The organism is Rhizobium favelukesii (genome assembly GCF_000577275.2).
Lineage (GTDB): Bacteria > Pseudomonadota > Alphaproteobacteria > Rhizobiales > Rhizobiaceae > Rhizobium > Rhizobium favelukesii.
Genome location: NZ_HG916855.1, coordinates 1,702,415 through 1,716,158 on the forward strand (window position 1 = coordinate 1,702,415; position 13,744 = coordinate 1,716,158).

The 13,744-nt window shown below is 59.5% G+C and carries 11 protein-coding genes and 2 pseudogenes; 8 read left to right on the plus strand and 5 right to left on the minus strand.

The window, feature by feature from the left end; genetic code table 11:
• Positions 1-753: 753 nt before the first annotated feature.
• The 5 genes and pseudogenes from LPU83_RS71640 to LPU83_RS71660 form a co-directional block, all read right to left on the minus strand.
• Positions 754-2,247 (minus strand): tripartite tricarboxylate transporter permease, encoded by a 1,494-nt coding sequence (locus LPU83_RS71640; protein ID WP_024318189.1) that lies wholly within the window; start codon positions 2,245-2,247, stop codon positions 754-756.
• A gap of 11 nt (positions 2,248-2,258) precedes the next feature.
• On the minus strand, positions 2,259-2,747 hold the full coding sequence (locus tag LPU83_RS71645; protein ID WP_024318190.1) for a tripartite tricarboxylate transporter TctB family protein: 489 nt from the start codon (positions 2,745-2,747) through the stop codon (positions 2,259-2,261).
• A 25-nt stretch (positions 2,748-2,772) separates the two neighbouring features.
• Positions 2,773-3,533 (minus strand): annotated as a pseudogene (locus LPU83_RS76050) (SDR family NAD(P)-dependent oxidoreductase).
• A gap of 61 nt (positions 3,534-3,594) precedes the next feature.
• Positions 3,595-5,076, minus strand: coding sequence for an aldehyde dehydrogenase (locus LPU83_RS71655; RefSeq protein WP_024318191.1), 1,482 nt, complete (start codon positions 5,074-5,076; stop codon positions 3,595-3,597).
• A gap of 140 nt (positions 5,077-5,216) precedes the next feature.
• Entirely contained in the window at positions 5,217-6,197 is a 981-nt protein-coding gene (locus LPU83_RS71660) for a Bug family tripartite tricarboxylate transporter substrate binding protein (protein ID WP_024318192.1), read from the minus strand.
• 421 nt (positions 6,198-6,618) lie between these two features.
• On the opposite strand from LPU83_RS71660, the pseudogene LPU83_RS75020 reads away from it, so the two are divergent.
• From LPU83_RS75020 to LPU83_RS71695, 8 genes and pseudogenes are all read left to right on the plus strand, one after another.
• Positions 6,619-6,681, plus strand: a pseudogene (locus tag LPU83_RS75020) (hypothetical protein); the annotation flags it as partial.
• Between the two features lie 24 nt (positions 6,682-6,705).
• Complete coding sequence (locus tag LPU83_RS71665) at positions 6,706-7,338, plus strand: IclR family transcriptional regulator (RefSeq protein ID WP_244656174.1); 633 nt, start codon at positions 6,706-6,708, stop codon at positions 7,336-7,338.
• Positions 7,339-7,513: 175 nt separating this feature from the next.
• Positions 7,514-8,269: an SDR family NAD(P)-dependent oxidoreductase gene (locus LPU83_RS71670; RefSeq protein WP_024318194.1), complete on the plus strand. Its 756-nt coding sequence runs from the start codon at positions 7,514-7,516 to the stop codon at positions 8,267-8,269.
• A 33-nt stretch (positions 8,270-8,302) separates the two neighbouring features.
• On the plus strand, positions 8,303-9,205 hold the full coding sequence (locus tag LPU83_RS71675) for an SMP-30/gluconolactonase/LRE family protein (RefSeq protein ID WP_024318195.1): 903 nt from the start codon (positions 8,303-8,305) through the stop codon (positions 9,203-9,205).
• A 36-nt stretch (positions 9,206-9,241) separates the two neighbouring features.
• A complete protein-coding gene (locus LPU83_RS71680) occupies positions 9,242-10,657 on the plus strand; it encodes an MmgE/PrpD family protein (RefSeq protein ID WP_024318196.1) in 1,416 nt (471 codons plus the stop codon).
• Positions 10,658-10,777: 120 nt separating this feature from the next.
• Positions 10,778-11,734 carry a Bug family tripartite tricarboxylate transporter substrate binding protein gene (locus LPU83_RS71685; protein ID WP_231052108.1) on the plus strand — a complete coding sequence of 319 codons (957 nt, stop codon included), beginning with the start codon at positions 10,778-10,780 and terminating at the stop codon, positions 11,732-11,734.
• A gap of 420 nt (positions 11,735-12,154) precedes the next feature.
• Positions 12,155-12,793 (plus strand): aldehyde dehydrogenase iron-sulfur subunit PaoA, encoded by a 639-nt coding sequence (gene paoA, locus LPU83_RS71690; protein ID WP_037071289.1) that lies wholly within the window; start codon positions 12,155-12,157, stop codon positions 12,791-12,793.
• The gene (locus tag LPU83_RS71695) at positions 12,790-13,740 is read left to right on the plus strand and encodes an FAD binding domain-containing protein (protein ID WP_024318199.1); all 951 of its coding nucleotides are present in this window, start codon (positions 12,790-12,792) and stop codon (positions 13,738-13,740) included. Before paoA ends, LPU83_RS71695 begins: the two co-directional genes overlap by 4 nt.
• Positions 13,741-13,744: the final 4 nt, after the last annotated feature.

Below are 13,744 nucleotides of genomic sequence, written 5' to 3' on the forward strand. Positions count from 1 at the left end.
CCCGCCGTCTTCCATCCGAACAAACAGGAGAGCATGCCATGTGCGACCTCGACGTTAACACCACTGACCGAGCAGCGGGTAGGCTGTTGAGAAGGGTTGCGACAGCCCTTCTTCCCGCAACGTTGTTCATTGCAGTAACAGCATTGCCAGCAGCTCTACTCGCGGCCACATGCGCGCGTGCAGAGCAAATAGAAATCGGATCGCCGGGCCACTTCATGGGAGAGATGCAGGTTTCGCCCCTCGCGCCGCCGCCCATCACACCGAGACGAGCGCCGGACAAGTGACTTTCTCTGCGGGAGCACGCAGCGCTTAGCACGCGCATCCCGCTGGCCAGGCGCTCATCTCGACCGAAGGCACCGGATGGGTCAAGGAAGAAGCGGCCGCGAGCCGCGGCAATTGAATGTTATCTGACGCTTCCAGCTGACTTTCGCATCAGGTGGAGCAACGTTGACTACTAAGCGGGAGAATATCGGGGGGCAATCAGGACAATTCTGAGAAAAGCCGTCAACGTGATGCTTTCCTAAAAACTACCGACGTCGACAACTATCCATTTGATAGGATCAAGAAAGTCTTAGACGTTATCGTTGAGGCTTGTATCCGCGTCTCTTAGATGACGTTTGATGGCCATTTCATGCGCGCATTGGATCGATTCTTCAGCTGCAGGAAGCGGGCCACCCAGCGAAGCGAATCCGCTGGGTGGCTGCGAGCACATTGTCTAGTCAGGCAGCTGATGGGACCAGGGATGTCAGTTTATCACTCCTCAAGGGCCTCGTCCTTCTTTCGGCGGATCGTCGGCAGGAGCATCGCTCCGAGTGCGAGAGCCGCGATAGTCAGGAGAACGGCGCTTACGGGTCTTTCGACGAACACCAGGGCGTTGCCACGTGACACCACCATTGCTCTCCTCAGGTATTCTTCGAGCATGGGACCCAACACGAAACCGATCAGCAGCGGTGCGGGTTCAAGCGCAAGCTTGAAGAACAGGTACCCGAGGAAGCCGAAGAGGACCGTCTCGAAGACGTTGAACGCCGAGTAGTTCACCGAATAGACGCCGATGGCGCAGAATACCAAGATCGCCGGGTACAGGTACTTGTACGGGAGCCGCAGGAGTGACACCCACATCCCGATCAACGGCAGATTGATCACGAGTAGCATCAAGTTCCCGATCCACATGCTGGCAATCAGACCCCAGAATAGCGCGGGCTGGGCCTGGATCACGCCGGGGCCGGGCTGGATGCCATGGATCATCAGGCCGCCGATCATGAGAGCCATGACGGCATTTGCCGGGATACCCAAGGTGAGCATGGGAATGAACGAGGTCTGTGAGGCAGCGTTGTTCGCACTTTCGGGGCCGGCAACACCCTCTATTGCCCCGGTGCCGAATTCGTGGCCGTATTTCGAGACCTTCCGCTCGAGCATGTATGAAGCGAAGGTCGATAGGGCCAATCCGCCACCCGGGAGGATACCGAGGATAGACCCGACGATGGTGCCGCGTATCACCGATGGTGTTGCCCGTTTGAACTCTTCCTTGGTCAGCATCAGGCTCCCGACCTTGGCGACGGTCCCGCTGCGGTTTTCCGGGTTTTCCAGGTTGCGAATGATCTCGGCGACACCGAAGATCCCCATTGCCACTGCCACGAAGTCGATGCCCTCGAACAGTTCGAAAAATCCGAACGAGAAACGGACCTGGCCGCTCTGCACGTCCGTGCCGACGAGGCCAAGCGCTACCCCGAGCACCAGCATCGCGATCGACTTGAAGATGCTGCCTTGGGCGAGCACCGTTGCGATGATCAGGCCCAGGAGGATCAGGGAGAAATACTCGGCGGGCCCGAAGGAGAGCGCGAGGTTGGTCAGGACTGGACCGGAAGCGGCAACCACTAGCGTGGCAACAGTTCCGGCAAAGAACGATCCAAACGCGGCGGTGGCCAATGCCGCGCCGGCGCGACCGCGTTTCGCCATCTTGTGTCCCTCGAGTGTCGTCACGACAGCCGTGACTTCGCCAGGGAGGTTCAAAAGGATGGCTGATGTGGACCCGCCGTACTGCGCGCCGTAATAGATGCCGGAGAGCATAATCAGCGCGGTTATCGGGTCCAACGCAAAGGTCAGCGGGAGGAGGAGGGCAATGGTCGCCAGCGGACCGATACCGGGAAGGACACCGATCGCCGTCCCGATCATACAGCCGATGAAGGCGAAGCCGAGATTGTGGAAGGTCATCGCGACCGAAAGGCCGAGGGCGAGGTTCTCGATCATTGCTGCCTCGCTTAGAACTGAGTGAACGCGGGCGGCAGAAACGACACGTTCAAGCCAAGTCCGAGAGTGAAGACTGCCCAACAGATCGCGACGAGGGCCACGGTCAGGCCGGCGATCCCCTTGATTGTCTGGTCCCTGTCAGCGAGGCCGCTGATCACCACGACGACCGCGACCGAGACGGCCATCCCGACGTGCTCGATTAGGACGCCGAATGCCGCCATCGCGCCGAGGATGAGGAACATCTCCCTCCACGCCCAACTCTCCAGGGGATCGTGTTCGCCTTTGATCCCGAGGATGGCGACCGCCGCGCCGAGCAGACCGAGCAGACCGAACACGAGCATCGGCATGTAGCCGGGACCCATTTGGGCGGCCGATCCGATTTCGTAGTCCTGACTATAGTAGAGTCCGCCTAGCGCGACGGCGACAAGGAAGACGCCAGCCGTCACATCTTTCGCTCCCAACGGACGGCGTGGAGCCGGAGCAAGTTGATCGTTTTGCATTTGAGTGTTCCCCGTTTTTTTGTTTTCAGTGGAAGGAGCGGCCGCCATCGACCGCTAGCGCTGCGCCCGTGACGTAGGAGGATTCCGACGACGTGAGGAATAGCAGGGCTCGTGCGATCTCTTCCGGGTCGGCCAACCGCTTGAGAGCGTAGTTGCCCACGTTGGTGCGGTAGCCATCGGCCATTGGGGTATCCACCATCCCAGGCGCGATGCTGTTGACCCTGATCTTCGGCGCGAGTTCCGCAGCGAGAGCGCGGGTCAATATCACGACGCCGCCCTTTGATGCTGCATATGCCGTGTGGCCCGGCGCGTTCGGCAGGAGTCCCTGAGCTGATGCGATGTTCACGATCGTCGACTGCTCGTGCAACTGCATGAACGGAATGCAGCAACGGGCGACGATGTATGTGCCGGTCAGATTGACTTCGATGATCCGACGCCATTCGTCGCAGGCACTTCCGTGGCAAGCCCCTTGGACATGACGCCGGCCGCATTGATCAGACCGTCGATGCCGTCCATCTCGGACGCGGCCCTTTGGACGGCCCGAGAAACTTCGGGTTCATTCGTGATATCGACGCTGGAGAATCCGGCTCCAATCTCCTCGGCGACCTTTCGGACGGCCTCGGCATTCCAATCGAAGAGAGTGACTTTCGCGCCTTCCGCCGCAAAGAGGGCGGCGGTGGTTCGGCCGATGCCCGAGCCGGCCCCGGTGACAATGATCTTTCGGCCGGCCAGTCTTGCGGTATGGCCTTTGGTCTGTGCCGGGCTTGCAAGGGGGGATGCGCTCATCTTGATTTGCTTTCTTGTACTGAATTCACTTCGGCTCGGTCTGCTCCGCGCATGCGGACGCTCATCTCATGATGAAGGGATTGGTTGGTCCTTCGGTCGCCGTGGACACGAAGACGCTCTTGGTCTCGAGATATTCGTTGATCGCCTCGATACCGCTCTCCCGTCCGAGGCCGGATTTCTTGGTTCCGCCGAAGGGCATCATGAAGCTGTAGGCACGGTAGGTGTTCACCCAGACAGTGCCTACCTTGAGCGCCTTGGTCATGCGCATCGCGCGGCCGATATTTTGTGTCCAGACGCCAGCGACGAGGCCATAGGTGATGTCGTTGCCGATCCTTGTGGCATCGTCTTCGGTATCGAACTCGATGATCGACAGGACCGGTCCGAAGACCTCTTCCTGTGCGATCCTCATGTCGTTGGTGACGTCGGAGAAGATGGTCGGTTCCACGAACTGGCCAGCGCTCAGACCCGCGCCGGTGGCTCTGTTGCCACCAAGGATGCATCGCGCGCCGTCCTTCCTGGCGATTTGGATGTAGTCCAGGACCTTCTGGAACTGGGGAGGGGTCGAGATCGGGCCGACGTTGGTCTTCGGGTTCATCGGATCGCCCATCCTGATATACCGGGCGAGATCGACGAGTTTGGTTGTGAACACATCCTTGATCGACTTCTGAACCAGGAGGCGGGACCCGGCGGTGCACATCTGTCCTGCCGCGCCGAAGATACCGGAAACGACGCCCGATGCGGCGAGGTCGAGATCGGCGTCTTCAAATACGATGTTCGGCGACTTGCCGCCCAGCTCGAGCGCAACCCGCTTCATGTGTTTGGCAGCGGTCTCGTAGATTTTGGCTCCGGTCAAATCGGAGCCCGTGAAGGTGATCATCGCGACATCGGGATGTTCGACAAGTGCGGCACCTGCGTCATGTCCATAGCCGGTGACAACATTGAACGCTCCATGGGGCATTCCGGCTTCCTTGATGAGCGCCGCCAGTTCCAGGGTGCTGGCCGACGCGAATTCGGACGGCTTCACGACGACGGTGCAGCCGGCCGCCAAGGCAGGCGCGCTTTTAACCGTGGCGAACCAGATCGGTGAATTCCAGGCGGTAAGGGCGGCCACCACGCCGATGGGTTCGCGCATCGTGAAAGCCATGGTGTTGGGCTTCTCGACAGGTATCCATGCGCCTTCGATCTTGTCGGCGAGACCAGCGTAGTAATACCAGCATTCGGCCACGCCGTTGAGCTGGCCACGTACTTCGGCGAGCAGTTTGCCGTTGTCGCGTGCTTCGATCTCCGCAATCCGATCGGCATCACGCGTGATGAGGTCGCCGATTTTGCGCATGATCCTGCCACGTGCAGTCGCTGTTAGCTTCGACCAAGGGCCGTTGTCCAGCGCGTGACGGGCGGCTTTCACCGCGCGGTCTACGTCGCCTCGCGTCGCCCGAGCCAATTCAGCCCACGGCTTTCCGTGATAGGGATCGAGACTCTCGATACGCTCCCCGTGTTCTCCGTCGGTGAATTGCCCGCCTATGAAAAGTTGGTAGTTGCGCATGTTACTCCTGTGAATTCATATTTCAGCGCAGGTGGCCGCGTTTCGCCGATGGGTACCCGCAGCGAAAACGGGCCCATCGGCGACTGCACAGCGGTCCGCGACCGTCTGCCATTTGTATGCTGGTGGCTGCTGCCGCCGGCTCAGTTGTTCAGTCGAATGTTGTTCTCGGTTATGACCTTGCGGAACTTGTCCTGCTCGCCCTTGAGAAACGCCGTAAGTTCATCGCCGGTCTTGATGTCGGTTTGAAACGACAACGGCGTGAAGCGCTCCTGGAACTTGGGGTCCTTGACCCCTTTGATGATCGCGGCGGAGAACTTCGTCACCACCTCGTCAGGCACACCCTTGGGTGCCGCATAGCTGTACCAGACGCGTGAATTTATCTGCGGGTAGCCGATCTCCGCCGTGGTCGGAACATCGGGCAGGTTGGTTGTGCGGGCAGGCGACGTGACAGCAAGAACACGGACGTTCGGGTCGTCCTTGAGCAAAGCTGCTTCGCGCGCCGACGCGAAGATCATCTGGGTGAAGCCGCCGGCGAGAGCCTGGATGCCTTCCGGGTTATTCTTGTAGGAAACATGGACGCCCTTGCCCTGAGCTTCCTTGAGGAACATTGTCGCGGTCAGGTGGCCCATCGTTCCGACGCCGCCACTTGCGAATGTGACGCCATCCGGTGACTTAGCCACCGCCATCAGGTCATCAAGGCTCGTAATTCCCGCCTTGGCGGAGACGATCAGCGCCAATGGGTAGCCGCCGATTTCGACAATCGGAACAAAGTCATCCAAGCCATACTGAAGGTTGTCTCTCAGCACAGTTTGCACCAAACCGGCCGTGATTAGGCAGAGAATGTTGTAGCCGTCGGGCTTGGCTCCGGCGACGGCGTTTCCGGCAACTGTCGTCGATCCGCCTGCACGATTTTCGATGACGACGGGTTGTCCAAGTTCCTCGCTAGCTGTCTGCGCTAGGAACCGACTGAGCGTGTCGTCATCGCCGCCAGGCGCGTTACCGACGTTGATGGTAATCGGTCGCGCCGGCCACTCGGCGGCGCGAGCATCCGACGCCCGCGACAGCAGTCCGGCCGAAATCGCCGCTGTCGTTCCAATCAAAACGTTTCTTCTCGAAATCATGTGAATCTCCCCCTGAGATGTCCATTTGAACCGCTTCCAGCCGCCGCTGACCTCCCGTCAGACAACAGCACCTACCGCCAAAAAATGGCCCGCGGCGACGCGTATTAATCGAACCCGACAATCTCAGTCTGTAAAGGCGAAAGCCGCGGGAAGGGCTCGGACTTATAATCCAGCGTTATATGTGAGTGCACTCACGAGATGGCCCGAAGTGCCAGCCTGCATGGCTTCCAGGCTCTTTGGCGAGCCTCATTTTTTGGCTGGCGCAGATGGGGTTTTGGCGCTTATCGTTGCTGGATGAAATGGCGTCGCGACCAATCGTGGTTGAATCGGCCAGTCACGTGAAGATGGAGTGACAGTTGACGGACATGTCCGCCGAAGATGAAAATACCGAGCGCCGGCGCTCACCAAGGGCCTCGATATCTTGGAGTTACTGGCGTCTGCCAATGATGGGCTCTCGCAGGTCGAGATCGGGAAGATGCTGGGGCGGACAACGTCGGAGATATTCCGTATGCTGGTCGTGCTAATGCAGCGCGGCTATGTGGAACTGAGCGGGGACGACCGCTACCAGTTGACGACCAAGCTGTTTGAAGTCGCACACCGCCATCCTCCTATTCGCCGGTTGACAGCCATCGCGGGTGAGGCAATGCAAAGGTTGGCAAACCGGATCAATCAGTCAATCCACCTGTGTATTCTGCAGGGCGGACGCCTCCTGGTCATCGCGCAGGTCGATTGCCCGGACAACAACCTCAATTCCGTCCGGCTAGGTGCGCAGATACCGATTTTCGATTCGGCATCGGGACGTGTGCTGGCGGCGTTCATGGATGATGCCGCCCTTGAGCATCTTCTGACACTCGCGGGACCCGAGCCGAAAGACCGTCGTGAGAAGTTCCTCGCAGACCTTCCCGGCGTTCGCGCCGCAGGGTATTGCGAGGGCCCTTCGCTCACACTAGCTGGCGTCACAAATCTTTCCGCCCCGGTTTTCGACTACACCGGAAAGGCGGTCGCGGCAGTTACCACGCCCTTCATCCATAGGCTTAATAGCCCGCTCAGCGTACCGGTCCCTGAAGCCCGTGACATACTGGTGGAGACATGCAGGGACTTGTCGAAGAGGATGGGTGCAGGGGCGGCTGCGGACCAATAGAAGCCCCGCTATCCAGTTCGAATTTGAGGGCTCGGTTCATCGCCGAGCCCTTTCGTATTTGAGACCCGGTTGCGCAAATAAAATATTGACGGCATCTTCAACATATGAAAGCCTATTTCATATACGAAATTACACAACGGCCCCATTGGCCGACCGATTGCATTGGAGGAGCAGCATGAGACGTTTCGAGGGCAAGGTTGTTTTGGTGACGGGAGCCGGCAGTGGCATCGGTGCGGCCACGGCACGGCGTCTGCATGCCGAGGGCGCTACTGTCATTGCCGTGGATGTCACGGGGGAAGGCGTCTCGAAGATTGTCGCAGAAATCGGCGATAGGACCCGGGTGGAGGGGATTGCCCTCGACGTTTGCGATCACAAAGCTTCGATCGAGACGGTTGCTGACGTTCGCAAGCGACACGGCGCTTTGCACGGCCTCGTGAACTGCGCCGGCATCAAGGGCGTCGGAAGTATCGTGGACGTCGAACCTGAGAACTTCGGCCGTGTTCTGGCAGTCAATCTCGAGGGCACGGTCAATTTGTGCCAGGCGTTCGTGCTGGCCGTGAAGGATGATGCTGGCGACCGGGCTATCGTGAATATCTCGTCCGGCGCGGGCGTGATGGGGGTGGCAAACAGGCTTCCCTATGTGGCGTCGAAGTTCGCGGTATCCGGCATCACACGTTCGATGTCGCCCGAACTCGGACCTTTGGGAATCCGCGTAAATGCCGTTGCGCCAGGAATGACTAAAACGCCCTTCACCGAGTACATGCTGCAAGATCCGGCCGCCGTGGAACGCGTGAACGCGAAGCATCCGATCGGGCGAATGGGTGAACCGGAGGAAATCGCAGCCGTCATCGTTTTCCTGCTGACGAAGGATGCGAGCTTCATGACCGGCGCGATCGTCCCGGTCGACGGAGGCCAGACCGCCTGCCTTTGATCGGTTGGCGATGGACCGACGAGGGAGGATGCGTTGGCCGATATTCGACTTTTAGTGGACTGCAAAAACAATCTCGGCGAGGGCCCTGTCTGGGACGTTCGCGAACAGCGCCTTTACTGGGTGGACAGCACTGCGGGAGAGATATGGTCGTGCAGTGAAGACGGAAACGATGTTCGCACCTTTTATGTCCCGACCTACGTCGGCTCCATGGCCCTCCGTGAAAGCGGTGGCGCTGTTCTGGCACTCGCCAGTGGATTTGCCCTGTATGAGTTCGATACCCAGAAGATCGAGATCGTTGGAAATCCGCTGGCTGACCAACCCGACTATCGTTTCAATGATGGAAAGGTCGATCGAAGCGGCAGGTTTTTCGCAGGCTGCATGGGGTACGACTTTGATCCGCTTGATGTGACTATCCCTAAAAAGCCCTCCGGCAACGGATCGCTCTACCGCTTGGATCCGGACCTTCGCATTACTCAGGTGGACTCGGGGTTCATCTGCTTCAATGCGCCGTGCTGGAGCCCGGACAATCAGACGTTCTATTGCGGTGACTCCGAGCACAGGGCCATCTGGGCGTACAATTACGATCTCGAAACGGGCGACGTCCGCGACAAGCGTCTCTTCATTTCTGATGCGGGCTACGTCAGCACGGTCGACGGTGCGACCGTCGACTCCGACGGCTTCATCTGGAACGCGAAGGTTCTTGGCGGCCGGATCGTCCGCTACCGGCCGGACGGTGTCATCGACCGCGTAATCGTGGTTCCGGTCCGAAACGTGACGAGCATCATGTTTGGTGGTCCCGATCTGGACATTCTTTACTTCACGAGCATGGGACGCCCGATGCGTGGCGTCCCGCAAAAGGAGCCCGGTGCCGGCGGGCTGTTCGCCATTCATGGTCTCGGGGTCACAGGACTTCCCGAGACCCGGTTCGCCGGTTGACCGGCAGTTTGAAATCAAAACGAGGATGACGCTGAAATGACCATCACTGCCGACCTTTCGCAGCAACTTGCCGAATTCGCCGCAAACACCAGGTTCGCCGATATGCCGCCTGCTGCGGTCGAAGCCGCGAAGAAAAGTGTCCTGGATACGATCGGCGTCATGCTTGCTGCGAGTGGCATGGAGCCTGCTGTCAGACCGATCATCGAACTGGTTCAGGAAAGCGGCGGCAAGGGCGAGGCAACCATTTTTGGATACGGTGACCGCGTTCCGGCTGGCGCTGCGGCCTTTGCCAACGGCGCGCTCGCGCACGGTCTCGACTTTGACAGTCAGACGCCATGGGGAGCGCACGCCGACAGTTCGATCGTTCCGACAGTGCTCGCACTGGCGGAACTGCGCGAGAGTGTGACCGGGGAGGAGCTGATCACCGCGGTCGCCATCGGGCAGGAGATTTTCATTCGCCTTCGCTGCAATGTCGGTTGGCACATGGACTGGAACCTCTCGACGGTCGTTGGCTGCTTCTCCGCGACGGCGGCAGGCGGCTCGCTCTTCAAGCTCGACGCGACGCAGCTGGCCAACGCCCTCGGCATCGCCAGCCTCCAGTCCAGCGGTACGATGGAACAGATTTTCGGGCTCGGTAGCGACCTGAGGGGCATGTACGCCGGGTTCAGCTCGCAGGCGAGCGTCAACGCCGTCAGGCTTGCTGCCCGCGGGATGACCGGTATCCGCAACCTCTTCGAAGGCGAGGCGGGGGTCTTCAAAGTCTATTTCAAGGGTGAGTACGACCGCGACAAGATGGTCGCCAACCTCGGCAAGGAATTCCTCAGCGGTGGAATGACCTACAAGTACTGGCCTGCCGTCGGAAACGCCCACACCTACATTCACGCGGCGATCGAGTTGATGAAGGAAAACGACGTGGCGCTGGATCAGGTAACCGAGGTGAAGGTCTTCGTCGGTGACTTCCAGCAGAGGATGTGCTCGCCTTTGGCGGAGCGGCAGGTTCCAAACACGCTTGTCGATGCGAAGTTCAGCCTGCCGTTCCTTGTCGCCCTCGCATTGGCAAAAGGGCAGATGGAAGTGGGGGACTTTACGAGCGAAGCGCTGAAGGATCGGACCGTCCTCGCCTTGGCCCGCAAGGTCGTGCCGGTCCCCGACAGCAGCTACAACTGGACGTCCAAACTGCCCGACGGAAAAATCGAAGTCTTGCTCGCAGATGGCACCAGCGTCTCGCGTCTTGGATCGAGGGTGCCGGGGTCGGTAAAGCTGCCGATGACCTGGGAGGAACTCTTCCACAAGTTTGGTTCCTGCGCACGTGCCGCAGTCTCACCGCTCTCGGCCGACAGGATTTCCGAACTTTGCAACTCGCTGAAGACACTCGAAACCGTCCGTGACGTCCGGGAGATAGTCGCGACAGCCGTTTCCAACTTCGACGTCGCACACAAAAAGTCCGCATAGCCCGCGACGCGGGTTTCTCCCGGGGACGGCGGACCCGTCGCGGGATATCGAAACAGCCATGTATCTCAATGGGAGGAGAACAGCATGCCAAGCTTTGAAATCACGAGACGGAGGTTCCTCATGACCGGAGCGGCAACCGCCGCAACCCTTGCAGCGTCTGGTCCAGCCTGGGCGGCCTACCCGGATAAGCCAGTAAAGTGGATCGTGGGTTTTCCTCCCGGTGGAGCTACTGACACTGTCGCCCGCCTCGTCGGCCATTCAATGTCGGAGGCGCTTGGAAAACCGATCGTCGTCGATAATCGTCCGGGCGCGGGTAGCTCGGTCGGGGCGACGGCTTTGGCCGGCTCTCCCGCGGACGGTTACACCGTGGGAAGCGCTGACAACGGGACGCTGATCATCAACCCGGTGGTCTATCCAAATATCCAGTACGACCCTGACCGCGACTTCCGCGCGGTGGGCATGTATGCGGGGATCAATCTCCTGCTTTGTGTTCCGAGCAGCTCGCCGATTAAAACTGGTGCCGAATATCTGGAAAAGGCCAAGGGCGCTTCCGAGCCTCTGCTTTATGCCAGCCCGGGGATAGGGACGCCCCTCCACCTCGCAATGGAGCGTTTGGCCCGCGATGCGAAAGTTAACCTCAAGCATGTCGCCTACAAAGGTATGGCACCTGCGCTAAACGACGTCTTGGCGGGTATCGTCGATAGCATTGTGATCGATTACACGACGGCAAATTCCCAGATCAAGGACGGCAAAATCCGCGCGATCGCGGTCTTCTCGGAAAAGCGCCTGACGGTGCTTCCGGACGTTCCAACGATGGCGGAGCAGGGCGTGTCCGGCTTCTCGGCTGGGGCTTGGCATTCGCTGATCGTGCCCAAGGCCACGCCGGATGACGTGGTCGCTACTCTGTCTCAGGCACTCGGCAAGGCTTTGCAGGACCCGTTGGTGAAGACCCGCTATGCCGAGCTTGGTCTCGACATGCCTCCGAGCGACCCCGAAACCATGGCTCAGCGATGGGCAAGCGAGAAAGCCACCTGGCAGCCTCTGATCCGTTCGCTGAACATCAAGCTCGATGGCTGAATTCAAATGGTATGTCCGCTCACGCCACACGGACTCAGAACGGGCGTTAATCGATCTCGTGCGTTGCCGGTCAGCCATCTCAGGAACAACACCATGAACGCCGGATCGCGCCGGCAGGCAGATGCTAAAGCTTCCGAAATTGCGAGCGTGGCGCTCTGCCTCGCAGGTTATGAGGCGAGCTTCGTCCATGGGTCGGTCTATACCGCTGATGGGGGGTGGCTCATCCGATGAGCATGCCGGGCACGTGGTCAGCGAATGAATCTATGCCGTCGCCGGTCGCTTGTTCTCGCGTCCGATTGATGAGCGTGTTCGATAACCGTTAGCAAGATATCGCACCTAATCATCTTTTTCAGCCGCGCTACGTTGGAAGGCGGCGTTTCTCGGAATGCGCCAGGCCATCAGCAACGAATGGAGCTGGAGATGAGAGATCACTCACATTTGGAACTTTCCCGTCGAGACTTGCTTGTCTCCTCGGCGGCGGCACTCGCCGTTACTGGAGTTGCTGCAAAAGGGGCAGCGGCACAATCCTCGGGGAAAGAAATGAACTTCAACACAACCGTCTCCTTCAAGGTGAACGGCGAGATGCGCGATCTCGAGGTCGACAATCGTACGACCTTGCTCGATGCCTTACGCGAGCACCTTCATCTGACAGGCACGAAGAAGGGTTGCGATCACGGCCAGTGCGGCGCATGCACTGTGATGGTGGACGGACGTCGGATCAATTCCTGCCTGACATTGGCTGTCATGCACGAGGGTGACGAGGTCACAACCATCGAAGGCCTCGGACAGCCCGGCGACCTTCACCCGATGCAAGCCGCATTCGTTAAACACGACGGCTTCCAGTGTGGTTACTGCACCCCCGGACAGATCTGTTCCTCTGTGGCGGTGTTGGAAGAAATCAAATCGAATATTCCCAGCCACGCGACCCCAGACATCTCGGCAAAGGTTGAACTCACCGCTGCGGAAGTCAGGGAGCGCATGAGCGGAAACATCTGTCGATGCGGCGCGTACTCCAACATTCTCGACGCAATCTCTGAAGTTGGGGGGATCAAAGCATGAGACCCTTCACCTATGAACGTGCCACAACGGTCGAGGCGGCAGCGACAGCAGCAGCAGCCAATCCGGAAGCGAAATTCATCGCTGGCGGGACCAATCTTCTGGACTTGATGAAGCTCGAAATCGAGCAGCCGACGCATCTCATTGACGTAAACGGCATTGGCCTCGATAAAATTGAACCGACGTCCGAAGGGGGCCTGCGCATCGGCGCTTTGGTCCGCAACACCGATCTGGCAAGTGACCCAACCGTCCGCCGGGATTACGGTTTGGTTACGCGCGCTCTTGTCGCTGGGGCATCCGGCCAGCTGCGCAACAAAGCCACTACGGCAGGCAACCTCCTGCAACGCACACGCTGTCCGTATTTCTACGACACCAATCAACCCTGCAACAAAAGGCAGCCGGGAAGCGGGTGCTCGGCGCTGGGCGGGTTCTCCCGCCAGCATGCGGTCGTCGGAAGTAGCGATTCCTGTATTGCCACTCATCCCAGCGATATGGCTGTCGCGATGAGGGCGCTCGACGCGACCGTCGAAACTGTCAAGGGCGACGGCAGCACTCGCGCAGTGCCGATCGCAGACTTCCACCGGCTGCCAGGCGATACACCCCACGTCGAGACGGTGCTTGAGCCGGGTGAGTTCATAACTGCAGTTACGCTGCCCAAGCCGATTGGCGGCAAGCATATCTATCGCAAAGTGCGCGATCGCGCCTCTTACGCGTTTGCGCTCGTATCCGTCGCCGCAGTGATCCAACCGGATGGAACCGGCCGCGTTGCTGTCGGCGGCATCGCTCACAAGCCATGGCGGACAGCGTCAGGGGACCAGCAGCTGAAGAGCGGGGCAAAAGCCGCGAGCGCAGCACTGCTCGCCGACGCACGCCCGACGGAGCAAAATCGCTTCAAGGTGACCCTCGTGGAACGAACGATCGGCGCGGTGATCGCAGAGGCAAGGGGATAACGAC